The organism is Limnothrix redekei LRLZ20PSL1 (assembly GCF_043235035.1).
In the GTDB taxonomy this organism is placed as follows: domain Bacteria; phylum Cyanobacteriota; class Cyanobacteriia; order CACIAM-69d; family CACIAM-69d; genus CACIAM-69d.
In genome coordinates this window covers 217,324-241,412 of record NZ_JAZAQF010000028.1, presented here as the reverse complement: position 1 = coordinate 241,412, position 24,089 = coordinate 217,324, and the positions used below count along the sequence as shown (strand labels likewise).

General features: G+C 53.2%; 19 protein-coding genes and 1 CRISPR repeat array. Of the genes, 11 read left to right on the top strand and 8 right to left on the bottom strand.

Annotated elements, in window-relative coordinates:
* The first annotated feature begins 6 nt into the window (after positions 1-6).
* From cas8c to VPK24_RS05480, 9 genes are all read left to right on the top strand, one after another.
* Positions 7-1,821: a type I-C CRISPR-associated protein Cas8c/Csd1 gene (gene cas8c, locus VPK24_RS05520; protein ID WP_393011132.1), complete on the top strand. Its 1,815-nt coding sequence runs from the start codon at positions 7-9 to the stop codon at positions 1,819-1,821.
* A 70-nt stretch (positions 1,822-1,891) separates the two neighbouring features.
* Positions 1,892-3,043: a type I-C CRISPR-associated protein Cas7/Csd2 gene (cas7c, locus tag VPK24_RS05515; protein ID WP_393011130.1), complete on the top strand. Its 1,152-nt coding sequence runs from the start codon at positions 1,892-1,894 to the stop codon at positions 3,041-3,043.
* Positions 3,044-3,141: 98 nt separating this feature from the next.
* Complete coding sequence (cas4, locus tag VPK24_RS05510; RefSeq protein WP_393011128.1) at positions 3,142-3,786, top strand: CRISPR-associated protein Cas4; 645 nt, start codon at positions 3,142-3,144, stop codon at positions 3,784-3,786.
* A 27-nt stretch (positions 3,787-3,813) separates the two neighbouring features.
* On the top strand, positions 3,814-4,845 hold the full coding sequence (cas1c, locus tag VPK24_RS05505) for a type I-C CRISPR-associated endonuclease Cas1c (RefSeq protein ID WP_393011126.1): 1,032 nt from the start codon (positions 3,814-3,816) through the stop codon (positions 4,843-4,845).
* A 7-nt stretch (positions 4,846-4,852) separates the two neighbouring features.
* Positions 4,853-5,152, top strand: coding sequence for a CRISPR-associated endonuclease Cas2 (cas2, locus tag VPK24_RS05500; protein ID WP_393011125.1), 300 nt, complete (start codon positions 4,853-4,855; stop codon positions 5,150-5,152).
* Positions 5,153-5,329: 177 nt separating this feature from the next.
* Positions 5,330-6,021: direct repeats of the CRISPR family, unit length 38 nt; unit sequence GCAGCGCCCGGCCCCCGGGCTGGGCGAGGATTGAAACA.
* A 14-nt stretch (positions 6,022-6,035) separates the two neighbouring features.
* Positions 6,036-6,620: a TIGR04376 family protein gene (locus VPK24_RS05495; RefSeq protein WP_393011123.1), complete on the top strand. Its 585-nt coding sequence runs from the start codon at positions 6,036-6,038 to the stop codon at positions 6,618-6,620.
* 111 nt (positions 6,621-6,731) lie between these two features.
* Positions 6,732-7,466: an SDR family oxidoreductase gene (locus VPK24_RS05490; RefSeq protein ID WP_393011121.1), complete on the top strand. Its 735-nt coding sequence runs from the start codon at positions 6,732-6,734 to the stop codon at positions 7,464-7,466.
* A 232-nt stretch (positions 7,467-7,698) separates the two neighbouring features.
* Positions 7,699-8,871, top strand: a complete 1,173-nt coding sequence (locus tag VPK24_RS05485) for a metal ABC transporter substrate-binding protein (RefSeq protein ID WP_393011119.1) — start codon at positions 7,699-7,701, stop codon at positions 8,869-8,871.
* Positions 8,872-9,167: 296 nt separating this feature from the next.
* The gene (locus VPK24_RS05480; RefSeq protein ID WP_393011117.1) at positions 9,168-9,884 is read left to right on the top strand and encodes a potassium channel family protein; all 717 of its coding nucleotides are present in this window, start codon (positions 9,168-9,170) and stop codon (positions 9,882-9,884) included.
* On the opposite strand, the gene VPK24_RS05475 is transcribed toward VPK24_RS05480, so the two are convergent.
* The 4 genes from VPK24_RS05475 to dapF all read right to left on the bottom strand — a co-directional run bounded on the left by VPK24_RS05475 (position 9,841) and on the right by dapF (position 15,257).
* On the bottom strand, positions 9,841-11,493 hold the full coding sequence (locus VPK24_RS05475; RefSeq protein WP_393011115.1) for a cation:proton antiporter: 1,653 nt from the start codon (positions 11,491-11,493) through the stop codon (positions 9,841-9,843). The genes VPK24_RS05480 and VPK24_RS05475 overlap by 44 nt on opposite strands.
* Before the next feature lie 199 nt (positions 11,494-11,692).
* Positions 11,693-12,892: an aminotransferase class V-fold PLP-dependent enzyme gene (locus VPK24_RS05470; RefSeq protein ID WP_393011113.1), complete on the bottom strand. Its 1,200-nt coding sequence runs from the start codon at positions 12,890-12,892 to the stop codon at positions 11,693-11,695.
* Positions 12,893-13,090: 198 nt separating this feature from the next.
* A complete protein-coding gene (locus VPK24_RS05465; RefSeq protein ID WP_393011111.1) occupies positions 13,091-14,284 on the bottom strand; it encodes a hypothetical protein in 1,194 nt (397 codons plus the stop codon).
* A 124-nt stretch (positions 14,285-14,408) separates the two neighbouring features.
* Complete coding sequence (gene dapF, locus VPK24_RS05460) at positions 14,409-15,257, bottom strand: diaminopimelate epimerase (RefSeq protein WP_393011109.1); 849 nt, start codon at positions 15,255-15,257, stop codon at positions 14,409-14,411.
* 12 nt (positions 15,258-15,269) lie between these two features.
* Here dapF and VPK24_RS05455 point away from each other — a divergent pair, with 12 nt between their 5' ends.
* Positions 15,270-15,485: an Hfq-related RNA-binding protein gene (locus tag VPK24_RS05455; protein WP_393011107.1), complete on the top strand. Its 216-nt coding sequence runs from the start codon at positions 15,270-15,272 to the stop codon at positions 15,483-15,485.
* A 168-nt stretch (positions 15,486-15,653) separates the two neighbouring features.
* On the opposite strand, the gene VPK24_RS05450 is transcribed toward VPK24_RS05455, so the two are convergent.
* The 3 genes from VPK24_RS05450 to topA all read right to left on the bottom strand — a co-directional run bounded on the left by VPK24_RS05450 (position 15,654) and on the right by topA (position 20,890).
* Positions 15,654-16,610, bottom strand: a complete 957-nt coding sequence (locus VPK24_RS05450; protein ID WP_393011105.1) for an FTR1 family iron permease — start codon at positions 16,608-16,610, stop codon at positions 15,654-15,656.
* 426 nt (positions 16,611-17,036) lie between these two features.
* Complete coding sequence (locus VPK24_RS05445; RefSeq protein WP_393011103.1) at positions 17,037-17,864, bottom strand: M48 family metalloprotease; 828 nt, start codon at positions 17,862-17,864, stop codon at positions 17,037-17,039.
* A gap of 209 nt (positions 17,865-18,073) precedes the next feature.
* Complete coding sequence (gene topA, locus VPK24_RS05440) at positions 18,074-20,890, bottom strand: type I DNA topoisomerase (RefSeq protein ID WP_393011101.1); 2,817 nt, start codon at positions 20,888-20,890, stop codon at positions 18,074-18,076.
* Positions 20,891-21,350: 460 nt separating this feature from the next.
* Between topA and VPK24_RS05435 the strand changes: the two genes are divergently transcribed.
* On the top strand, positions 21,351-22,094 hold the full coding sequence (locus VPK24_RS05435) for a phosphoadenylyl-sulfate reductase (RefSeq protein WP_393011099.1): 744 nt from the start codon (positions 21,351-21,353) through the stop codon (positions 22,092-22,094).
* Positions 22,095-22,265: 171 nt separating this feature from the next.
* Here the strand turns inward: VPK24_RS05435 and VPK24_RS05430 are convergent, their stop codons facing one another.
* Entirely contained in the window at positions 22,266-24,017 is a 1,752-nt protein-coding gene (locus VPK24_RS05430; protein WP_393011097.1) for an ABC1 kinase family protein, read from the bottom strand.
* Positions 24,018-24,089 lie beyond the last annotated feature (72 nt).

Below are 24,089 nucleotides of genomic sequence, written 5' to 3'. Positions count from 1 at the left end.
GCGCTTATGCTCCTGAGCGAGTTGGCTAAGCTGGCAACCCGAATTGATGAAACACCATCAATGTATGGTTTTTCGCCAGTCAGTTGGCTGATTGAAATTGATCAACAAGGAAGACCGATCGGAACAAGCCTGATGACTCCAATGGTCGAGGAGTCACGAAAGGGGAAAAAACGAGGCAAGAAAATTATTGTTCCCCACGTTGGCCGCACAGTAGGCATTCAGCCCAAGCTGTTGGCAGATACGGGGGAGTATGTCCTGGGAGCCGCCCGATCGACCTCTAAGCCAGAGCGTGTTGCCGAATGCCATCGGCAGTTCAAAGACCTAGTTGCCAACTGTTTTAGTGCAACTCAAGAACTCGCTGTAGAAGCCATTTTGAAATTTTTGGAAAGTTGGGATCCTGTTCAACAGCGATCGCAATTTGCACCCAATTTGCAGCTTCCTTCTGAGTTTGATGCCAGTGAAGTTGTCACCTTTCGAGTTCATTTTTCCGATGCCCCCGCGCTCATTTCCGCAGAAAACAAGGCAAATCTAGAAAAAGTTCAACAATTTTGGGCTGCTTACACATCTGGTGAAACAGCATCAGATAGCCAAGAACGTCCCATGGGTTGGTGTTTGGTGACCGGAACCTATGGCCCATTGGAACAACGATTACCTTTTTTTATTAAAGGTCTTCCCAATGGACAACCTTCAGGAACAGCTTTGGTTTCTGCAAATTCCGTTGCCTTTGAATCCTTCGGGCTGGCAAATTCCCTGACTTCTCCCATTTCGCGACCAGCAGCGGAAGGGTTTGCCAAGGCGCTGAACGCCCTTCTTGCCAGTGAAAACGACAGTCTTCGCATTGGGGATAGTGTCTATGTTTGGTGGGTGCAACAGGGTGCTGAAGCAGTTGATTTGAAGATCTTGAGCAAGCCGCGTGATCCATTGAATTCAAAAAGAATTCAGAATCTACTGAAATCACCAATGACTGCTCAGGAAATCAGCGAAAAGACAAGTGCAGCCCTCGCTCAACGTTTTTTTGCAATTGCGCTCACTGCCAACAATGCCAGGGCGGTCATTCGTAGTTGGATCGATGTGACGATCGAGTCAGTCAATCACAACCTGAAAATTTGGTTTCAGGGGCAAAAAATTGACTCGCTCTATGAGGAAGATCGCGAATTTTTTGGACTCTATGAATTGGCCGCTTGTGCTTATCGCGAGCCAAAGGACATGTTGTCCCGAACTCCAACAGCGCTGTTTTTGGCGGCTATTGAAGGGCGGCCATTGCCTGCTGACTTACTCGATCGCCTCCTGCGGCGAATCCGAGTCGAAGGGGGCAGCATCACCCACACAAGGGCTGCTTTGCTCAAGCTAATTCTGACCTTGGAAGGAAAAATCAATATGAATGAGCCTCAAAATGCGATGGAAAGCCTAACTCGCAATCCGCAATTTCAAGACGAACAATTGGGCGATCGCCTCGCCTACCATGCTGGTCGCCTGTTGGCGCAAGTTGACAGGATTCAGTATGCCGCCTTGGGCAAGGTTAATGCCCCGATCGCCGATCGATACTATGGCTCCATGTCCATCAGCCCTTGCTATCTTCTGGGAAAAATCATTGGCAAAGCTCAAGCCAATCTATCCAAACTTCGCAAGGAAAAACCGGGTCTTCACAACCGGTTTCAAGAGGAGTTGGAGGAAATTCTTAGCAAAATTCCCGATCATGACCTACCCAATTTGCCCAGTCGCCTTTCGATGCAGCAGCAAGCTATTTTCGCCATTGGCTATTACCACCAACAAGCACACAACCGCCAGCAAATTCGCGATCGAGCTGCTAATTCCGCTTAGCCAAGCCTATTGCTAGCGCCCAGTCATGCTGCTTGCTTGATCACTTGAATTAATTTTCTGGAGCTTAATCATGTCTGCAATTCACACTAATGCCCAGCGTCGCCACGATTTTGTGCTGTTGTTTGATGTGTTGGATGGAAATCCCAACGGCGATCCAGATGGTGGCAATCTTCCACGGGTTGATATGGAAACCATGCATGGTTTGGTGACGGATGTTTGCTTAAAACGCAAGATTCGCAACTGGATTGCTACCTATGGCGATCTGATGGCAGAAAATAGTGAAGAAGCAAGGCGGCTTAAACTTTTTGTCAAGCATCATAGCGTTTTGAATGACCAAATTCGCGAAGCTTATCAAGAGCTGGGGTTGTCAGTAGGGAACTCAGTCTCTTGTCCTGTGAAAAATTTGGAACAACTCCAAATTCTGCGCAATCTTGAGTCACCATTGCCAGATGAGTTTCACTTTGAAGATTCCGATGACGATAACCCCGAAAACATCACTTCTGTGTTGAAGTATGATGGAACCTTGCTCAAAAAAGAGTGGAATGATCAGAAACAACTCCTCAAGGATTCCTTAGCTGGCTGGAATAAAATCAGTTCTCTTCTAGAGGCTTTGGTGAAGCAAGCAGGGGAACCTAACAAGAACCGAGATCATGCCAAACAAGCTAGAGATTGGATGTGCGCCAATTTCTTTGATGTGCGAATGTTTGGGGCAGTGATGAGCAGCGGACTGAATGCTGGTCAGGTTCGTGGGCCCATGCAATTAACCTTTTCTCGGTCAATTGACCCGGTTTTTCCAGAAGATTTGGCAATCACGCGAATGGCAGTTACCAATGCCAAAGATCGTGAAAAGCTACAAACGATCGGGCGCAAAACCAAAATCTCTTACGGTCTATATCGAGGCTATGGCTTCTTTTCGGCTCCTTTGGCCAAGCAAACCGGTGTGACCGATCGGGATTTGGAACTGTTTTGGGAAGCGGTTCAAGGAATGTTTGAAGTGGTGGATCGATCGGCTAGTCGCGGGCTAATGGCTGTGCGTGGGTTATATATCTTTTCCCATGAAAATCCATTGGGTAATGCACCAGCCCACAAATTGTTCGATCGCATTTTGGTGCAAAAGCGTCCTGAGGTTGATACACCGCGATCGTTCGATCACTACGTCATTGAACTAGACGAAACAAATTGGCCCCAAGGAGTCATCCTAACCAAGTTGATTGAAGGCTAATTAGTCCTTGGCGGAAGCCAACTCTCAACCTAGTTGGCTTCCGCACATTTTCTTATCTTTTGGTTCAGGTCAGTTCGTAAACCCTAGGATCTCTAATCATGGATGAAGATGGTTTCGTCATGCTCAGTGCTTTGCAGCACTTCATCTTCTGCCCCAGGCAATGTGCGCTCATTCATGTTGAACAGACTTTTGAGGATAATCTCTTTACTGTCCGTGGTCACCAAATTCATCAAAGAGTTGATGAGCCGACCAGCGAAGTTCTAGAGGATGGCTTACGAGTTGAACGTAAGCTATCGTTAAGATCCTTAAAACATAAGCTCTATGGAACTGCCGATGCTGTCGAATTCAGCGAAGACCATCCTCCCTATCCTATTGAATATAAATCTGGCCCTAAAAAATCTAAATTGGCTGATGAAATTCAGCTCGCTGCCCAAGCAATTTGTCTCGAAGAAATGTTTGGACAGCAAATTATGCTTGGTGCAATTTTTCATCATGCCTCTCGGCGCAGACGCGAAGTAAGAATTACAGAACAACTAAAACAGCAAGTTCTAGAGACTGCCGAACAAGTTCGCTCATTGTTCACAACCAGTCAGTTACCTCAAGCTGTACATGATCGTCGATGCCAGGATTGCTCTTTGCGTGAAATTTGTCTACCAGAAATTACTGACCCTAGCCAAAAAAAATACCAATGGCATAAGATCTTTGAAATTGATCTCAGCTCAGAAAGTAGTGCTGAAGAGTAGTGCTAAACAAACAACCGAAAATCAACCATGAAAACCCTTCAGAACGTTCTTTATCTTCAAATTCAAGGAGCTTATGCTCGCCTTGAAGGTGAAACCATCAAAATTGAGTTTGAAAAATCATTGATCTTGCAAGTTCCATTGCACCATTTAGAGGGAATCGTCCTTTTTGGAAACGTGCTGGTCAGTCCCTTTTTGATTCATCGATGTGCTAGTGACGGTCGCGACATTGTTTGGCTCTCTGAGCATGGTCGTTTTCAGGGGCGCTTAAGCAGTGCAACATCAGGAAACGTACTGCTTCGTCAAGCACAACACCAAGCGGCTTCCAATCCAGATACTCAAATCCAGATTGTGCGTCGTCTCATTGCTGGCAAATTTCAAAATTCACGTAATTTTTTGCTACGTCTAGCTCGCGAGAGCCAAGACCCTGAGGATCGAAAATTCCTCCAACAAGCTGCCAAGACTCACGAGCAAGTCATTCAGTCCTTACCAAACATAACCAGCATTGACGCTTTACGAGGCCAGGAAGGTTTTGCTGCTCGCTGTTACTTCGAGGCTTTTGATCGAGGTATTCGACGAGATCGGGATCTTTTTCAGTTTGAAGCCCGTTCTCGCCGTCCGCCCTTAAATCCCATGAATTCTTTGCTATCTCTGACTTACACACTACTAACCCGTGAGTATGTTGCAGCTTGTGAAAGTGTTGGATTGGATCCGCAAATCGGATTTTTACATGCTCTTCGCCCTGGGCGACCGGCTTTGGCTCTTGATTTAATGGAGGAGCTTCGATCCATCTTTGCTGACCGCTTTGTTTTTAAAATGATTAACCTAGGCCAAATCAAAGCAGATGATTTCATTGAGCGTCCAGGTGGGGCGATCTATCTTAACGATTCGGCTCGCAAAATATTCTTAACAGCTTATGAAAAGCGAAAGCACGAGGAAATAACTCACCCTTTTCTTCAGAAGTCAGTCCCTTGGGAGTTGGTTCCGCATATTCAAGCACGATTATTAGCAAGATACCTGCGGGGTGATTTGCCACATTATCCACCTTTCGTCCCTCGTTAATTGATTTATGAGTATCTTGAACATCCTAGTTTCTTATGATGTGAATACTGAAACGAAGGAAGGTCGTCGTCGTTTGAGGCAAGTAGCTAAAATTTGCAAGGACTACGGACAGCGCGTTCAATTTTCAGTCTTTGAATGTCGAGTTAATCTTGCTCAATATGAGATTTTTCGGAGCAAGTTAACCAAAACCATCAACCCGCAACTTGATAGTTTGCGAATCTATCGATTGATTGGTAACCGTGAAGACTGTGTTGAGTCATTTGGGCGTGATCGGTACATTGACTTTGATGAGCCACTTATTATCTAGCGATGAGCTGCGCGAACCACAAGCGCCGGGCGTTTCTCTGGGAGGTTCGCGATCTTGTCACCATAAGGCTTTGGTGTGTTTTGGGTTAAAAAATGGTTGCAAGCAGATCATGTTCCAAGCAAGTTCGCGCGATCAGATTGCCCAGAGCTTACTGGGTAAAGGTTTGCTATGCTGGCGGCAGCGCCCGGCCCCCGGGCTGGGCGAGGATTGAAACTTGGGCGTTGAGTGTGGCTGTTGCCAAAGTTTGAAGCAGCGCCCGGCCCCCGGGCTGGGCGAGGATTGAAACAAACTGAGCATAGCCCCGGATGGCGTAACGATCGCGCAGCGCCCGGCCCCCGGGCTGGGCGAGGATTGAAACAGGATTGGTCGGTAAATCTGAGACCAGGTGGACGCAGCGCCCGGCCCCCGGGCTGGGCGAGGATTGAAACATGTAGTGGATTGAATGATGGACGACAATACAAAGCAGCGCCCGGCCCCCGGGCTGGGCGAGGATTGAAACAAGACGGGCTTTCCGGCATCGAAGATGATGAGCTGCCTGCAGCGCCCGGCCCCCGGGCTGGGCGAGGATTGAAACACTCGACGAGACGCGGCCATGCTGCCCGCCGTTGCCGGCAGCGCCCGGCCCCCGGGCTGGGCGAGGATTGAAACTGGATCCAATACGAGTTGCTGAGTCGCAAGTTAATCGCAGCGCCCGGCCCCCGGGCTGGGCGAGGATTGAAACAGGTCGGGCTAACAACGGTTTGGCGTTGGATGCGAAAGCAGCGCCCGGCCCCCGGGCTGGGCGAGGATTGAAACAGGGCTAATCACCCCAATCGATAGCCCAATCACCCGGCAGCGCCCGGCCCCCGGGCTGGGCGAGGATTGAAACAAAAGGAGCGATCGCGTGAGTTTGCTCGATGATCTCAGTCAGTTTTTAGAAGCTCGGCTAGAAGCCTTTCTGCGCGAACATCCCGAGCTAGAGTTGCGGGCCCTAGAAGAACAACTGCGGGAACAGGAAGCCGATGCCAAGCGATCGATCGGGGAATTACACACCCAAGAACAGCAACTGAAAGCCGACATTTGGGAAACAGCCCAAGACGTGCAGCGTTGGCACATTCGCATCGAAAAAGTGGAAGCCGCCGGAGAACGCCAACTCGCCGCAGCCGCCCGCGAACGAGAAGCCGCCCTCTTGCGCAAAGGCAATCAACTTTGGGGACAAATGCAGGGCATTAAAACCCGCATTGAACAGTTAGAAACCCTGGTCTCGCAACTGGCCAGCAAACGGCAAGAGGTGGCCGCGCGGGCTGCCCAGGCCGATGCGCAAACCCAGACCCAAGCCAAGACCCGCACCAACCGATCGCCCTGGGACAGCAGCGATCGGGCCACCTACAGCAGAGGAATGGGAGCCGATCCCCTAGAAGAGCAGTTCCAACGCTGGGAAATGGATGAAGAACTGGAGCAACTGAAGCGCCAAATGGGCCGCCCTTGAGGGTCTGGGCAAGGGATAGCAGCCTTTTTAGCCGGTTCAACTGTTTCGGCCTCCAACAGCCGTGCTAGCTTAAGGGTGTAACGGTTTGTAAAGAAAAGTAACAACCCGATCGTGCAAGACTGGCAAAGCAAGCTCAAAGGCAAAGTAATCGTCATTGTTGGCGGCACGGGGGGCATTGGCGCAACCCTGGCTCGCAAGCTGGCAGTGGCTGGAACCTCGTTGGTGTTGGCGGCTCGGGGAACAGAACAATTGACGGCCCTCGCAGCGGAACTGCGGGGAACGGGAGCCACAGTGTTGGCGGTTCCCACGGATATTACCGATGCGGCTCAGGTGGCAAATCTATTCACCCAGGCGATCGCCCAATTTGGTCAGATTGATGCGCTGGTCAATGCGGCGGGCGCGGGAATTCTCAAACAGTTTAATAAGCTCACGGAAGCCGATCTGGATCAAATGTTGGCGGTGAATTTAAAGGGCAGTTTTCACACTTGCCAAGCCGCCATTGAGGTGATGAAAGATCGCAAGATGGGGCATATTTGCAACGTGATCGGTATTTTGGGCAAGCACTCTATGGCGATGGGTGCGGCCTATTGTGCTTCCAAGTTTGCGCTCACGGGCCTCAGCAAATGCATGGCCGATGAAGCCCGGCGCTACGGGATCAAGGTCACGCTCTTCTATTTTGGTGGCATTGATTCACCCTTTTGGGACAACGTGAGCCTCAAGGTCGATCGCACCAAAATGCTGTCCACGGAAACGGCGGCCGATGCCATTTTGTTTGCTCTCAGTGCAGAGCCGCAGGCAATTCCCATGGAAATCAATATTCAGCCGGAAAGCCATCTCTTTTTCTAGGCATCCGTGAATATTTATCGGCTATTGAGAGTAGCAATTTAGCGCCCCCATTCAAGGCAGTTGCTCAGGGAAAAAACCTGCTGATCGATCGCCCCGCTCCGCCATTGACTCGCCTTGGCCGATTGCTCTATGCTTGTGATTGAGAATGATTCTCATTCTAGATGAGCCTCTGAATCTGGGCGTGGGCCAACCAGAGGCATAACCGCAAGCTTAGGTGTGATTGATGGGTGGGATGACTCGAACCATGGCGGAACGGCGATCGCGCAACCGGAGAATCGGGCGGATGCAATGGCCAGCGATCGCCCTTGGCCTGGCCCTGCTGGGAACGGGTTGCGGCACTGGAGCCAACTCCGGGGCAACAACCCCCAATGGCAACAACACCCCGGCGACCAGCAGCACCAACCCCGATCGCCCCAAGGTGGTGGCCAGTGGCGGCGTGGTTTGCGACTTGGCCCAGCAAATTGCGGGCGAGACGATCGACCTTACCTGTTTAGTGCAACCCGGCCGCGACCCCCACACCTACGAACCCACCCCCAGCGATCGCGCCGCGATCGAGTCCGCCAGCCTCGTGCTCTATGGCGGCTACGACTTTGAAGGAGGGTTAACCAAAACCCTCACCAGCGCTCCCACCCAGGGCCCCAAAGTGGCAATTTTTGAGAAGGCCGTTCCCAGTCCCCTGAAGATGGCCGCCCATGATCATGACCATGACCACGAACAGGGCCATGAAGATGACCACGACCACAAAACCGAAACGGCCGCCAAGCCCGAGGAAGATGATCACGACCATGATGCAGATCCCAAAACTGCCACTGGGGAAGCGGCGGAACTGGTGGCGGATCCCCACGTGTGGCACAGCCCCCAAAATGGGCAAAAGCTAACGGCGATCGTGGCCGCCCAACTGAGCCAACTGATTCCCGCCCAAGCCGATCGCTATCAACAGGCTGCCCAGGCCCTGACCGGCGAACTGCAAGCACTCGATCGCTGGATTCAAACCCAAGTGGCCACCGTCCCGCCCGATCGACGGCGACTCATCACCACCCACGATGCCTTGCGCTACTATGCCCAAGCCTATGGATTTGAGGTGAAAGGGGCCCTCAGCGGTCTGAGCACCGAAGAGCGACCCACCCCCAGCAAGTTGGCGGAATTGGTGAAACTGGTCAAGGCGGCCAATGTGCCAGCCATTTTTGCAGAAGCTTCCACCAACCCCAAGACGATCGCCACCGTCGCTCGCGAGGCCGGCGTGCAGGTGGCCCCCAACCCGCTTTATATTGACGGGCCCGGCGCACCCGGCACGGCGGGATCCACCTATCAAACGATGCTGATTAGCAATACTTGCACGGTGGTGAATGCCTTGGGAGGCCAATGCGAACCCAAGACAGCTCCCCTGGCAAAATCTGGTTCTTGAAGCCTCATTCTTGAAATTCAAATCTCAAAATCTGGGTCTCAAGGTTTGGGTCTTGAAGTTGAGTTTCTAGAATTTAGTTCTTGAAGTTGAGTTCTTGATTTTTGGTGATCAAGAACTCAATTTCTGAGCCATATTTTTCACCGCTTTTTGAGATTTAACTTTGCTCTAATCTTGGATTACGCTTCCTTGATGAATAGATGAATAGATGAATACATTCAATTCATTGGCTTAAGGAAGCAATTTCATCTCTGCGCTAACCTGAGATATCCAAGATTTGTGAGGCAAGTACAACAACCATGTACGTTCTCATCGGCGGCGCAGGAATGATGGGATTGCGGTTAGCCCAACAACTCCTAGAGCTGGGGCATACCGTTGCTGTGATTGACAAAGATCCCTTAGCCTGTCGATTTGCTCGCGAACAAATCGGGGTGATGGCCTTCGAGGGCAGCGCAGTCAGCACCGCAGTGCTTCTGGAAGCTGGGATCCGGCAGGCCAATGCGGTGGTAGCAGCCCTAAGGGATGATGCTCTGAATTTGGCGCTCATCACCTTATCCAAAAGCTACGGCATTGCTCATACTGTTGTTCGGATGCTCGATCGCGAGTTTCTGGATGCTTATCGCTTGGCCGGCGCTAGCCACATCATCAGCACCATTGATTTGGCAGTGGCCACAATGGCCAACGCGATCGAATACCCAGAAGTGGAATCCATGATGCACTTTGAACAGGGTCAGGTTGAAGTGCTCAAGCTGCCCATTCCCAATGATTGTTATGTGGTCGATCGCACGGTGGCCCAAATTGCCCAAGATCCCGATTTTCCAACGGGATCGCTGATCATTGGTTATCAAAGTCATGCCTGTAGCAACTTAGAAATTCCCAATGGTCAAACAGTCTTGAAAGCTGGCTCCACCATTTTGGTTGTGACCCGGCCGGAACTCGTCCGGCCGATGATCAAATATCTTGGACTCACTGCTAGTCATCGCTCAGAGACTGAAGCTTCTGATCTAAATCTTTGATGTAGCGCTGCACCACATCTTCCGGAACAATCCGCTTGCGCAGGGCATCGTTAATTGCACCCTTTTCCGCAATAATTAACTGTCTTCGCACCACATCCAATTGGTTGGGATGATGCAAATCCAAATGGGCTTGGTGTTGGTTATAGACCTCCCTCAAAACCCGTTCTGATCCGGCGACTTTGGCTTGATAAGCAGCCCAAAGCTCCTCATAAGTTGCTTTTGGTAAAACGCCAGCCTTGAGTAGCTGGGCAAGTTCATCCTGCGCCGCCTTGGCCCCAATCAGTTGAATCTGTAATTGGCCAATTTCCTCGGATATGCCATTGCCTTGGCCGATGTTGAGCTGCTTGATCAGCCAAGGCAATGCCAGTCCTTGAATCACTAACGAAAATAGGACTGCCCCAAAAACCAGTTCAATAATGAATTCTCGGCCAACAAAACCCACAGGAATGGCGATCGCCAATGCCATGGACAGCGATCCTTTAATGTTGCCGAGCACTAGGACATGTTGCCAACGGAGGGGAATCGGGCGATCGAACCAGCGCAAGCCGGCCAGCAATGAATAAACAGAGATGATGCGTCCCAATTGATAGGCAATGATCACCAAAATAACCGCCGGGAGAATTTTCCAAAGGGTAAGGGGATTAATTTCAATGCCAATCAACAGAAAAATGAATGTATTAACACTAAAACCTGCATATTCCCAAAAGCTGAGCAGTGTGATCCGATAGGAGGCTGATTTGGCTTGGGGCAAACCCAAATTACCAAAAACCAAACCAGCAATCACGACAGCTACCGCACCGGAAACACCCAAAAACTGGCCCAGTTGGAACGTGCCTAAAGCCAATGCCACGGTTAGCAACAAGCTGCTTAAGGGATCTTGCAGGCGATTAAAAATCGGCAAGCAAAGATAGCCTAAAACTGCTCCTAGGAATACGCCACCCAGGGAAACCAACAGCATCTCTTTGATGCCTTGACTGACGGTAATGCTACCGGTGGAGTAAATGACCAACAGCAGATTGAAGGAAACTAAGGCGGCGGCATCGTTAAATAATGTTTCGCCTTCAACGATCGTTGAAAGCCGCGAAGGCACTCGCAATTCTTTAAAAACCGCGATCATGGAAACGGTGTCGGTGTTAGCCAAAATTACACCGATCAACAGCGCATTAATCCAATTCAGCCCTAGGCTCAGTTTCACCAAAACAGCAATGATCCCTGAGGAGAGCAAGGAGCCAGGAATTGCGAGCAGGGCGATCGGTTTGAAGGTGCTGCGAAGACGACTAATATCCGTGTTGATTGCCGCTTCAAAGATCAGAATTGGCAGAAAAAGATTGAGCACCAGCGACGGATCCAGGCCAAGGCGCTGGGATAGCAAGTCGGTGATGGGTAGCCCCGCCAGCACCAAGCCAGTGACATAGGGAATTCTCAACCGCTGAGTCACCAGAGCAACGGTGGTTGCCAGCAGGAGCAGGATAATGAGGATATTAATCAGTTCGGGAATGCTGCCGGTCGCTAAACTGCTGACCACTGAATCATTGGAATTGTGAACTGAATTGCTGTTTGCTAGGGATTGTGGCCGGGAGGAAAGAGTCAGAAACCAATCATGCTTCATGCGGTTTTCTCCTAGATGAATGACGAAGGTTAATGGCAAATTTACCCCGCTCTGATCTGGTTTTGAGGGGGGTAGGTATGGCCAGATTTCTGGCGAGCTGTTACGGTCGATCGCGCGGACGATCGCCCAATTAAGCCGATCGCCCAATTACAATCCCAGGGCGAACGGTTAGGTTAAATAGGTCAAAGTTAAGTCAAAGCTAGGCCGCTACGAGCGATCGAATCAGTTCCGCCAGTTGATCGACTTCCGCTTCTTGGGTGAAGTAATGGACACAGGCCCGCGCACAATCGGGATTGGGCAGGGTTCGTAGCAAATATTTTTGTTTTTCCAGGGTGGCCACGAGCGATCGAGCGTTGTGGGAGCCGCTGACCTTGAAGGAAATGAGGCCGGTTTGCGGCGGGTATGGCAGCCAACATTCCACTTGGGGAATGGTTTGCAGATGTTGCCAAAGGCGGCCGGCAAGCTGCACGATTCGATCGTACCGTTGCTGAGGCGTGCCCCAACGGCGGTGCAAGTCCAGAGCCGATTGGAGACCCAGCCCAAGCGCATAGGCGGAGGTGGCCACTTCAAAGCGCTGGCCGGTGGTTTTGTGGCCCGTGGGGTTGCCTTGGCGATCGGCCGTGATGCCACGCCAGCCCACAAAGGTTGGCTCCAGGCTCGATCGGGGATTAACATACAATCCCCCCAACCCATCAGGGCCACAGCACCACTTGTGGCCCGTAAAGGCATAGAAATCAATCTCTAACTCCGACAGATTCAAGGGCAACAGGCCCACCGATTGGGCCGCATCAACCAGGATTTGCACGGAGGGCTGTTGTTGGCGGCAAGCGCGGGCAATGGCTTGTACATCGAGAATTTCGCCCGTATTCCAAAGGGCATGGCTCACCAGCACCAAGCGGGTTTGGGGATGCAGATGGGCCAAAATGGCTTCCACGATCGGTTGCTCAGGGACTCGATCGCGCAGGGGAAACTGATCGATCATTACTCCCCAGCGCTGGGCGATCGCTTGGGCGGCGGCCACCACCCCCGGATGCTCGGAATCGCTGATCAATAGCCGATCGCCCGATCGCCAAGGCAATCCCCAAAGGGCAATGTTGCAACCAGCCGTCACATTCTCAGTCAGGGCGATCGTTTCCGGACTCACCTGCAATTCCTGAGCAATGGTTTGGCGGGTGGCGGCCAGTTGCGCATCAACCCAATCGCCCACGGCGCTGCTGAAGGGGCCCAATTGCTGCATCGTTTGCCAGGCTTGCACCATGGCTTCCAAGGATCCTTGGGGTAGTGGCCCTTGGCCGCCGTAGTTGAAATAGGTTTTGTTGTCTAAGGCGGGGAATTGGGAACGCACCTGATCAATGCTCCAGGGTTCTCCGTTCCTAGATTCTTGGTTCGTTTGTGCCATATCCCTGTTGCCCGCAACCACCATGTCTCCAAACACTCCTGCCAATAGGCTGCTAGTGGGTCTTGCCTGAGCCTTGCTCAGTTAATCTCAACGTTAATCTCAAAGTTTGTATCTGGCGGTTTCTATTCCACAGTTTCTGTCTCGCAGCAGCTATCCCGATGTTGCGATGTTGCGAGCATGAGCCAGGTTTTGCGAATCTTAACCAGCAGCCCAGTCGCGATCGGTTGCCCGTCGTTTGGTGTCATTCAAAGACTGTTTGACCCGCTCCAACACCCAACTGAAGGTTTCAAAAACCTGCCGGAGCGATTGTTCATCCCGCAGGGTTGAAAGGCTGAAGTTGGGGGCCCGGCGCTCCCGTGAGTCCGGCGGGAGGGCCAGGCCGATCGAGCTGAGGTGGCTGCGCAATTCCATCCATTCGTCATGGCGCGTGAAGGGATACCAAGAAGCGTAGGTGCTGGAATTGATTTCCAAGCCCCCATCAATCCCCACCTTGAACAGCTCATGGGACTCGCCACGCCCAAAATCACACATGGCCACAAACCCGCCGTAGGTGTCGCCCGTGCGCCAGTAGACCTCCACATTGGGATGATCGCTGCACCACTCGTAAATGTGGTGTGCAATGGCGGCTTCGTCTTCCCCCTGGCGGGTGCTGAATTCTTGGAAGAAGCTGTCTTCGTCCCAACGCCGCCGATCGAGGGCGGGGGAAGCGCTCTTGGAGTCGGTCATGCGCCCAATTAATCGGGGCACGAGGGTGCGAAATCCTTCATCGCTCACGTATTGGCGCAGTTCGATCGCCTGAACTTCTGCCGGATCCATCTGGGCGTTCAAAAATTCCACCGTCCGCACCAGTTCCGGCGAGAGGGCATCGGAAACCACCACAATTCGGATCCGGCCCGCTTGCAGGTTAGTTTTCACCTGTTGCCAAAAACGCTCTTCTTCCTCGTCATGGCCCAGGAAGTCTTCCACCACTTGATCAGGATCCCGATCGTTGGCGCGGCAGTTGGCTTCAAATTGGGCCAACATGGTTTCGATCGGCCAATATTGCGACAGGTTCGCGGCATATTCAATCGCCTGGCCAATCAGCTCTTGGGCCTGTTGACCGCCGCCGCGTCCGTGGCTGCAAAACACTTCCACCACCGTGGGCACACCGCTGCGATCAAGAAAAATCCGATCCAGAGACCAGCGATCGGCCCGTTCGTCATCAAAAATTACCGTGTTCTGGCGAGTGATGGCCAACCAGTCCTGATCACGGTTAATGAGGCTGCGATCGCCAGCCAATAGGTTGGGGTAAGTTTCCAAGAGTTCCTGAAGAAGCGTCACCGACCCATAGGGCTGCTCCATCATCTCCACGAGTCGCCCATCATTGCGTACGAAGTAAATTCCGCTGCTCATGCCTATTGCTCTTCAGTTGCTGCCGTGAACTGGTGATCGCCGGGGGGCCGTGGCGGCCCCCAATCCTTAGCACCGCTTGGGCGACGGACTCATTGGCGACGGATTAACTTGACCCGGGGCCGGATCACCAGCCCCTCCACACCCCGTTAAAAACCGCTTCTGCCGGCCCCGTCATGAGGATCCGATCGCTCACAGCATCCCAGGTGATCTGCAATGGGCCGCCGGGAAGCTCCACCGTAGCCACTCGATCGCTGTGGCCATTTAACACGGCTGCTACCAGTGTTGCACAGGCCCCCGTTCCACAGGCCAACGTAATGCCTGCGCCACGCTCCCAAACCCGCATTCGTAAATAATCGCGCCGAACCACTTCCACAAATTCCACATTGGTTTTTTGGGGGAAGGCCGGATGGCATTCGATTTGCGGGCCAATGACGGGCAGGTCGATCGCGCTCACATCCTCCACAAAGGTGACACAGTGGGGGTTTCCCATGCTGACGGTGGTTACCGTCCAATCCTGGTCAGCGGCCGTGAGCGATCGGGCCAAGGCCGTTTCGCCCGCTGTGCCCAAGGTGGTAGGAATCCGCTCGGCCGCCAAAATCGGCTGGCCCATGTCCACAGTCACCTGGCTATCGGCTTGAATGGTGGGAATAATGAAACCCGCCAGCGTGTGGACTTTGTAGGTTTTTTCGGTGTTTTCCAGGCCTTCCAGGGCCGCTAAATATTTGGCAAAACAGCGAATGCCATTGCCGCACATTTCCGGTTCGGAACCATCGGAGTTAAAAATTCGCATGGTGTAATCGGCTCCCTGCTCGCCGGGCAGCACGAAGATCACACCGTCGGCCCCAATGCCAAAATGGCGATCGCACAGTTGCACGGCCTGCTCAGGCGAGAGAATTGGCTCTGCTCGATCGCGGTTATCCAGCAGAATAAAGTCATTCCCTAATCCGTGATACTTTGCAAACGCAAGTCCCATTGAGCACTCCCTATGGCTGAAGAATTTAATACTGGGCTGCCCAGCACCCGTCAAGTGCAGACAGCCATTAAGAATAAGCAAGAAGTGGAACTAAAGCTGCTAACCAATGACCTAATTGCAGGCAAGGTGAAGTGGCAGGACAGCGATTGCATTTGCATTGTTGACCATTACGACCAGCCTACAATCGTTTGGCGACACGCGATCGCCTATCTCAAACCCAAGGCCTAGGGGCAACTCAGCGACTCATTCAGCGGCTGAACTGGCTGACCAGCAAACGATTGATTTTCCATGCCCCAGTCGTCGTAACAAGGGGCTTGAGCATCTTGCCCCCCACGATCTGCCAAGGGTGGAATCAGGGTTTCAGGCGATTTGTTTCAGGCGATTTGACGACAGGCCCTAGCCTTGACCCGATTGGGCAGAAGACTGGGCCGGCGAAGCTCCAGCCGGGCCAGCGCTCTCCTGCTGGCCCCGCAAGCTGCGAAAGTAGAGGGTTCCCACACCCCCCAAAAAGAGGCCATACCCGATCGCCTGAGCCAGGTAGAGATGGTCACGGTAGCCGAAAAGGGTTTTGAGCAATACGCCCGGCAACACCCGATCGCTCAAGGTCGCTGACCAATCCCAAACCAGGGGCCCCAGCAAGCAAGAATCGCCCCCCACGGCACAAAGGCCAGCCCAGGTGGGATGCAGTTGTCCCCAAAGAACCGTCGCCGCTTCCAGGTGCTTGAGCACGGAAATCACCAACGCGCCCACCACCAGCAGCAGGATTGTGCCCACCACTTGAAAAAACCGGCGCACGTTAATTTTGATGCCAAACCGGAATAGCAGCAGCCCCATGATGGCGGCTCCGATTACGCCCGCGATCGCCCCCACGGCGGCCCCGAGGCTTTCCTGAAACTGGGCGGCAATGAAAATGACTGTTTCCAGTCCCTCTTGCAGCACGGCGGCCGTAACCAAGCCAAAAATTTTCCAGGCGGCTCCTGCTTGCTCCCCGATCGCCCGCTGCACAGAGGATTGCACCTCTCCTTTCAGTTGTTTGGCCTGCTGAGTCATCCAAACCAACATCCAACTCAACAGACCAATGGCGATCGCGCCCAGGATCACTTTTAAGCCTTGAGTCCAAAAGGGGGCCCAAGGAGCAATCGATCGATCCAAGGCCCCGAATACCCCGGCTAGCCCAACGCCCACCAAGGCACTCAGGCACAACCCCGCCACAATGCCCCAAGCCACCGATCGGTTGAGGTGGGTTTGGCCCGCTTGTTGCAAACAGGCCAACACTAAGCCAATGATCAAAACCGCTTCAAACCCCTCGCGCAGGGCGATCGAAAAGGTTGGCAACGCATCCACAAGGTTCATGGCGGGGCAACCCCAATAGCATTAAATCGTTCGGCAATTGTTCAGCAATCATTCGGCGCTCTTCTCCAAGCTAGCGAGGAATGGCGCGATCGGCCAAGACAAGAACAAGATCGGCCGGCTAATTAGTCGGATCTGAATTGGTTGGTTACTGGGTTAATTGCTTGGCTGATTGCTGGGTTAATTACTTAACTGATTGCTTGCTTGATTGACTGAGCAATAATCTCGAAAAACATTCTTAAAAATATTCCCGCAAAATATTCCCTAAAAATATTCCCGCAACATTCCCAAAAAGATGCTCAAGCAACTTGCTTAAAAATATTCATTATCAGGATTTTACAAAAAATGGGCGATCGAACCGCTTTCACGACCCGATCGCCCCTCAAAGACAACGAGAAAATCCCTAACGCAATGGACTAAACCAACTCCCTAGCGTCCTGCCAAACGGGCCAACGCAGCAATTCGGGACTCCGTGGAAGGATGGGTGGAGAACAAGTTGCGCAGCCAGTCTTTGGCGCTGGGGTTAATGATCAGCAAAGGCGAAAAGGCGGGATTGCCCTCCAAACGGGTAGCATCAGCCATCGTTTCTAAGCGCTTCAGGGCTCGAGCCAAGGCCATCGGATCGCCCGTTAACTCTGCGGCTCCCGCATCGGCCGAAAACTCCCGCGTTCGGGAAATGCCCAGTTGAATCACCGTGGCAGCGATCGGGGCCAAGAGCATGGCCAACAACCCGGCAAACGGATTGCCCCGATCGCGATCGCCCCCAAACCACATGGCCGCCTGCGCCAGGTAAGAAATCGCGCCCGCAATGGTGGCCGCCACTGCCTGGGTCAGGGTGTCGCGGTTGCGGATGTGGCTGAGTTCGTGGGCAATCACCGCCGCCAACTCATCTTCCGGCAAAATTTCCAGGATCCCTTCCGTCACAGCCACCGCCGCATGGTGGGGGTCACGACCGGTGGCAAAGGCATTAGCCATTGGGCTGGGGATGATGTGCAGGGTGGGCACGGGCATTCCCGCACGATCGCACAGTTGCTCCAACATGGCGTAAAGGTGGGGCGCTTGCGATCGATTCACGGGCTGGGCCCCATAGGCCGCCAGAGCGATTTTGTCCGAATAGAACCAGGATCCCAGGTTCATCACCGCTGCCAAAACCAGCCCCAGGAAGGCCCCGCGAGCACCTCCAAACAAAAGACCGCTGGCAAAAATCAGCAGGCCGCTCATGCTGGCGAGCAAAACCGTGGTTTTTAGTTGATTCATAGCACCAAACCGAAAGAAGAAATCGGCATCGGTGTTTGGAGTTTGGAAATCCGAAGACCGGCCGTTGCTTCAATTCTAGGAAGGATTTGGGGATGCGCACGCGGTGGGAATTTCCCCGCCGGAGGGTGGTTTTCCGCCATTTCCCCGATCGTCCCCAAAGTCCTAAGCCCAGAATCCTAAACCCAGAGTCCTAGGGGCTGAATCACGATTTAGGAAGCCTTGCGGCGAGTGCTACTCGATCGGGTCGATCGGGTGGTTTCGCCCTCCGGGGAATTGTCCTCGGTGGTTTTGGCTTTGCGGGTGCGAGTGGTCTTGGGAGCTGCTTCTGAGGCTGCTTCTGCGTCTGTGGTTTTTGTCTTGGTGGTTTTGCCGGTGGTTTTACCCGTCGTCTTGCTAGCGGTCTTGCTAGCGGTTTTCGTGGTTTTACCCGTGGTTTTTGTGGTTTTGCTAGTGGTTTTACGGGCAGTCTTTTTCTTGCTGCCCGCTTTGGCCGCCAACAATTCCAACGCCTCCGCCAAGGTCAGGCTCTCCACGGTTTGCCCTTCTGCCAATCCCGCATTCACCTTGCCGTGTTGGACATAGATGCCATAGGGCCCCTGATATAGGTTCACCGGTTCGTTGTCGTCCGGGTGGGGGCCCAACTCGCGAAGCGGGGTTTTCTGTTTGCGGCTGCGGCTGGCCTTCGGTTGGGCCAATAGCTCCAGGGCCCGTTCCAGGGTGATGGTGGTGACATCATCATCGGCCTTGAGCGATCGGTAATCTTGGCCCCCATCCTTGCCCATATCGTGAACAATGTAGGGGCCAAAACGCCCAAGGCTGGCTTTGACGGGGCGGCCGGTCTCCGGGTGCTGCCCCAACAAGCGCGGCAAAGAGAGCAAACCCAAGGCCAGCTCAAGGGTCAGGTTTTCGGGGGTCACGCCTCGGGGTAAGGAGGTGCGTTTGGGTTTGGGATTTTCGTCAGTCACTTCGCCCAACTGCACGTAGGGCCCATAGGCTCCCGTCAGCACGTAAATGGATTCGCCGGTTTCGGGATGGTTGCCGATCGAAGCGGGGCCTTCAGTCTTTTGGCGAATCAGGGCGGAAATTTGCTCCGCGTCTAGATCGGCTGGAGTCAAATCCTTGGGCAGGGAGGCTTTGATCGTTGCGCCCTGGTCGTCCACGACTTCCACATAGGCTCCGTAGCGGCCAATCCGAATATCGGCGTTCAAATCTTCCAAAACGATCGTGCGGGCTTCGGCCGGGTCGATCGCGCTTTCGCGCACCTTCACCTGAGTATCCAGCCCCCCATCACCCAAGTAGAACTGACGCAGATAGGGCAGCCAAGAGGTTTTGCCCGTGGAAATTTCGTCCAAGGTGCGTTCCATTTGGGCCGTGAACCCAAAGTCCACCAGGTCAGGAAAATGATTTTCCAGAAGCCCCGTGACCGCAAAGGCCGTGAATGTGGGAACCAGGGCATTGCCGAGCTGTTGGGCGTAGCCCCGATCGACGATCGTACCGATGATGCTGGCGTAGGTGCTGGGGCGGCCGATGCCTTCGTTTTCCAGCATTTTCACCAAGGCTGCTTCCGTGTATCGGGCGGGGGGTTGGGTGTCGTGGCGCAGGGCCTCCAGGTCTTGGCAATTGACCCGATCGCCCTTAGTCAAGGGCGGCAACAGCACTTCCCGATCCTCGATCGCCGCATCGGGATCATCTGACCCTTCCACATAGGCCCGGAAAAAGCCCGGGAAATCAATCCGCTTGCCGCTGGCCCGAAATTCAGCGTTTTCCACCCGAATTTGGGCCGAAACGAAGGTTTGGCGCGCGTCGGCCATTTGGCAAGCCACCGTCCGTTTCCAGATCAGATCGTATAGTTGCAGTTCCCGTCCGCTGAGGCCCGTTTGTTGCGGCGTGCGGAACGTGCTGCCGGCCGGGCGGATTGCTTCGTGGGCTTCTTGGGCCCCCTTGGCCTTGGTGGCATATTGACGCGGTTGGGGACTCAGGTAATTTGCGCCGTAGAGTTCCGTCACGCAAGCACGGGCCGCCTCGATCGCCTGTTGAGACAGGTGTACCGAGTCGGTTCGCATATAGGTGATATAGCCCTGCTCGTAGAGACTTTGGGCCGTGCGCATGGTGTCCCGGGCCGAGAGCCGCAGCTTGCGGTTCGCCTCCTGTTGCAAGGTGGAGGTGGTGAAGGGAGGCGATGGCTTGCGGGTGTTGGGTCGCTCCTCAATGTCTGCCACCGTCCAATCGCCCGATCGCAGGCGATCGCGCAGGGTTTGGGCCTGCTCCTCATTGAGCAAAACAACATTTTTGCCCGCCGCAATTTGCCCAGTAGCTTCGTCAAAATCCGCCCCCGTAGCCAATTTTTTGCCATCTAGGGCCACTAACTTGGCTTCAAAGGGGCGATCGTCCAAGCTGGTCAGCGCCGCCTTCAAGTCCCAATAGGTTCCGGTTTTGAACGCCCGCCGGGCCCGTTCCCGAATCACCAACATCCGCACCGCCACGGATTGCACCCGCCCTGCGGACAGGCCCGCTGCGATTTTTTTCCACAGCAAAGGTGACAGGGTATAGCCCACCAAGCGATCAAGAATTCGGCGGGTTTCTTGAGCATGAACGAGGTTATCGTTCACCTGGCGACAGTTTTGAATAGCCGATCGAATAGCCTCTTCCGTGATTTCATGGAAGACCATTCGTTTCACGGGCACTTTTGGTTTCAAAACCTGCAATAAATGCCAGCTAATGCTTTCCCCTTCTCGGTCTTCGTCAGTGGCCAAGACCAATTCATCGGCCAGCTTCAAAGAGTCTTGTAACTCTTTAACGACCTTTTTTTTGTCCTTGGGAATGACGTAAAGGGGTTCAAAGTTCTTTTCAATGTTGACCCCTAATTGGGCCCACTGTTCGCCCTTAACCGCCGCCGGAATCTCACTTGCCGATTGGGGCAAGTCGCGAATATGACCCATCGAAGCCGTTACCTGATAGCCAGACGGCAGAAAGTTGCGGATGGTTTTCGCTTTGGTCGGGGACTCGACAATAACAAGGGTTGTCATGGATGGCGGAGGGCTGACCCAGTATTCCTAATATATAGATAGATCGAAACTTGGATAGATGACAGCGCGATCGCGGTCACAGGCTGAGGCGGACGACGCGATCGGGACAAAACGGGCGATCGAAGTGGCTGCAAAGACTAGCCGTAAAGACTAATTGGACAGAGTGGAAGAAATTTCGGTAAATGTCAAGTCGCGATCGCTTCGGTGACAAGATTGGCCGGCTTGGATGCATGGTTGCTGCCATTGACCCGGCTTTTTTCCAACCGGCGGCCGTTTGCTCACGATCGATTGTGGATCCCCTTCAGTCCAGGCCGCAACGCCAGCCCTGAATGGTCGCCGCCATCATAGAATGGATCCCTTGGACTTCAGCATTTCAGAAAATTGGGTGGGATTGCCTTGCCGTTCGCTTCCCACTCAATTGTGCTCAATTCCCATCACGATCCAAGGGAGAACACCAACTGTGACATCCTTAACTGCCCCCGCCATTGACATTAACAGTTTGGCTCAGGAATTAGAGAATGAAAGCCCCCAAAAAATTCTCGATCGGGCCCTGAGTTTGTATGACAATATGGCCATTTCCTTCAGCGGCGCTGAGGATGTGGTTTTGATTGATATGGCTCACCGATTGGGCAAGCCCTTTCAAGTCTTCACCCTGGACACGGGGCGGTTACATGCGGAAACCTATCAACTGCTCGATCGCGTTCGTCAACGCTACAACATCTCGATCGATGTAATGTTTCCCGATGCAGCGGCCGTAGAAGCATTGGTGAACGCCAAGGGGCTATTTAGCTTCTATGAAGATGGCCATAAAGAGTGCTGTGGCATCCGTAAGGTTGCACCTCTGCGCCGTAAATTAGCCACTCTGGATGCTTGGATTACGGGGCAACGGAAAGATCAAAATCCTGCCACTCGGGATAGTGTCCCGATCGTGCAAGTAGATGGCGGATTTTCCACACCCGACCATCAATTGGTGAAGTTTAATCCGCTGGCTAATTGGTCTTCCAGCGATGTTTGGATGTACATTCGCGCCTATGAAGTGCCCTATAACGCACTTCACGAAAAGGGCTTTATCAGCATTGGTTGTGAGCCTTGCACTCGGCCCGTATTGCCCAACCAACATGAGCGGGAAGGTCGTTGGTGGTGGGAAGATGCAGGCAAAAAAGAATGCGGTCTCCATGCGGTGAACTTGAACGAGCAAAAGTAGGCTAGTGCTCCAACGATCAGTACAACCAAAACGGATAAAACCATGACAGACAAGGGGCTTAAGCCCCTTGTTACGCAGCTTAAGCCCCTGATCCCATCAGTTGAGTTTTCGTTGGTTGGCGTTAATTAATTGGCGTTAATTAATTGGCGTTAATTAACCACGGGTTGCAGGCTAACTTTTAAAAGCGGCAGCCGGTGCGCCCCAAGTGGGCAACAATTGAGCAGCCCGATCGCGTGAAAACTCAGCGATCGCATCCCAAGCCGTATCCAACGCCACCTGCATCAGGCGACTGGGTTCCAAATCATCCTTCACCAAATCCCACAGGCGTTGCAATTCAGCCCCATGGAGGCGATCGTCTTCCACTAGGGCTAGCAACAACCGTTGGCGCAGCAATTGCCCCTCTTCGGACATCAAGTAGCGCAATCCCAAACCGGCGGTGGGAACCAGGTCAAACCCGGAATCTGAACGGGCGATCGCCAGCATATTTTCCAGGCGTGTCCATTGAAATTTGCCATCTTCAAACAGCACTTCAATCAGACGGCGACGCAGTTGGGGCGATTCTCCCATCAACAACCGTCGCGCCACGTAAGGATAGGCAATTTCCAAAATTTTGAACTGAGGGTTCAAACTCAGAGCCAAGCCCTCTTGGGTGACGAGCGATCGAATAATCAAGGCAAATTTGGCCGGCACTCGGAACGGATAGTCATACATCAATTCCGAGAACCGATCGGTGACAGTTTTGAAGTTGAAGCTGCCCACATTCCGCCCGATCGCCTCGCCCAAAACCGACTCCAACGCCGGAATAATGGGACGAATATTCGTATTCGGAGCTAGGAAGCCGAGGCGTACAAAATCCCCCGCCAATTCCTCATACTTCCGGTTCAACAAATGCACCACCGAATCCACGATCGTTTCCTTGGTGGATTCGTTTAACTGATCCATCATCCCAAAATCAATGTAAGCCATTCGACCATCGCGCAGGGCAAACAGATTTCCCGGATGGGGATCCGCATGAAAAAAGCCAAATTCTAGAAGCTGTCGCAGGCCAGAAGTGACCCCAATCCCGATCAAAGAATCCCGATCCAGACCCGCTTCCCGCACCGAGTCCGTGTTGGTCAGCTTTAGGCCGTCAATCCATTCCAGCGTCAGCACCCGATGGCTACTGTAGTCCCAGTAAATTACTGGCACTTTGACCGTGGGATCATCACGGAAATTTTCACCAAATCGCTCGGCGTTGCGTCCTTCGTTTTGGTAATCAATTTCTTCAAAAAGTTTGCTGCCAAATTCATCCACAATCAGGGTCAAATCATGGCCCAAATTGAGCGGCAGCCAAGGAGCAGCCCAACTGGCACACCAGCGAATTAAGTACAAATCAAGAGTCAAGGTTGGCAGCAGATTCGGCCGCTGCACTTTCACGGCCACGTCCTCGCCGCTGTAGAGCTTGGCGCGGTAGACCTGTCCCAAGCTGGCCGCCGCGATCGGTTCGGGAGAAATTTCGCGGAAGATGTCCCGCAGGGGGCGATCCAAGTCCGCTTCAATGATGCTGAAAGCCAGTTCCGTCGAAAACGGCGGGAGCTGATCCTGAAGTTTTTCGAGTTCCGCCAAATAATCCACCCGCACCAGATCGGGCCGAGTGGACAGGGCTTGCCCAACTTTGATGAACGTGGGGCCCAAGTGAATCAAAATTTGACGCAGTTGCTCGGCTCGCTGGCCCACTTGGTCAGCCCGCTCGCCCAACAACTGATCGCCCAACCAGCCAAACACGAATGCAGCACTGAACCAAGCAATTTGCAGCAGCCGCAAGATACCAATCCAAGGTCGCCGGCCGTAAAATCGGGCAATTTCCTTGGGATTGTAGCGACGAGCGCGATTGCTGGTTGTGCCAGCGCGTAAATCTTCCAAAAGAACCGAAGTGGCGTTCACGCTAGCAGCCTCAACCAACCTAAAGCCGGTATTTATTTTAGCTGTAGCACCCGTATAGGAAACTACAAAAAT

Excerpts from the sequence above, each read along its gene's own strand:
- VPK24_RS05475 (WP_393011115.1), bottom strand. The coding sequence starts at position 11,493 with ATGAAGCATGATTGGTTTCTGACTCTTTCCTCCCGGCCACAATCCCTA.
- cas2 (WP_393011125.1), top strand. The coding sequence starts at position 4,853 with ATGAGTATCTTGAACATCCTAGTTTCTTATGATGTGAATACTGAAACG.
- dapF (WP_393011109.1), bottom strand. The coding sequence starts at position 15,257 with ATGGGACTTGCGTTTGCAAAGTATCACGGATTAGGGAATGACTTTATT.
- cas8c (WP_393011132.1), top strand. The coding sequence starts at position 7 with ATGCTCCTGAGCGAGTTGGCTAAGCTGGCAACCCGAATTGATGAAACA.
- cas7c (WP_393011130.1), top strand. The coding sequence starts at position 1,892 with ATGTCTGCAATTCACACTAATGCCCAGCGTCGCCACGATTTTGTGCTG.
- VPK24_RS05480 (WP_393011117.1), top strand. The coding sequence starts at position 9,168 with ATGTACGTTCTCATCGGCGGCGCAGGAATGATGGGATTGCGGTTAGCC.
- topA (WP_393011101.1), bottom strand. The coding sequence starts at position 20,890 with ATGACAACCCTTGTTATTGTCGAGTCCCCGACCAAAGCGAAAACCATC.
- cas1c (WP_393011126.1), top strand. The coding sequence starts at position 3,814 with ATGAAAACCCTTCAGAACGTTCTTTATCTTCAAATTCAAGGAGCTTAT.
- VPK24_RS05485 (WP_393011119.1), top strand. The coding sequence starts at position 7,699 with ATGACTCGAACCATGGCGGAACGGCGATCGCGCAACCGGAGAATCGGG.
- VPK24_RS05450 (WP_393011105.1), bottom strand. The coding sequence starts at position 16,610 with ATGAACCTTGTGGATGCGTTGCCAACCTTTTCGATCGCCCTGCGCGAG.
- VPK24_RS05445 (WP_393011103.1), bottom strand. The coding sequence starts at position 17,864 with ATGAATCAACTAAAAACCACGGTTTTGCTCGCCAGCATGAGCGGCCTG.
- VPK24_RS05465 (WP_393011111.1), bottom strand. The coding sequence starts at position 14,284 with ATGAGCAGCGGAATTTACTTCGTACGCAATGATGGGCGACTCGTGGAG.
- cas4 (WP_393011128.1), top strand. The coding sequence starts at position 3,142 with ATGGATGAAGATGGTTTCGTCATGCTCAGTGCTTTGCAGCACTTCATC.
- VPK24_RS05470 (WP_393011113.1), bottom strand. The coding sequence starts at position 12,892 with ATGGCACAAACGAACCAAGAATCTAGGAACGGAGAACCCTGGAGCATT.
- VPK24_RS05455 (WP_393011107.1), top strand. The coding sequence starts at position 15,270 with ATGGCTGAAGAATTTAATACTGGGCTGCCCAGCACCCGTCAAGTGCAG.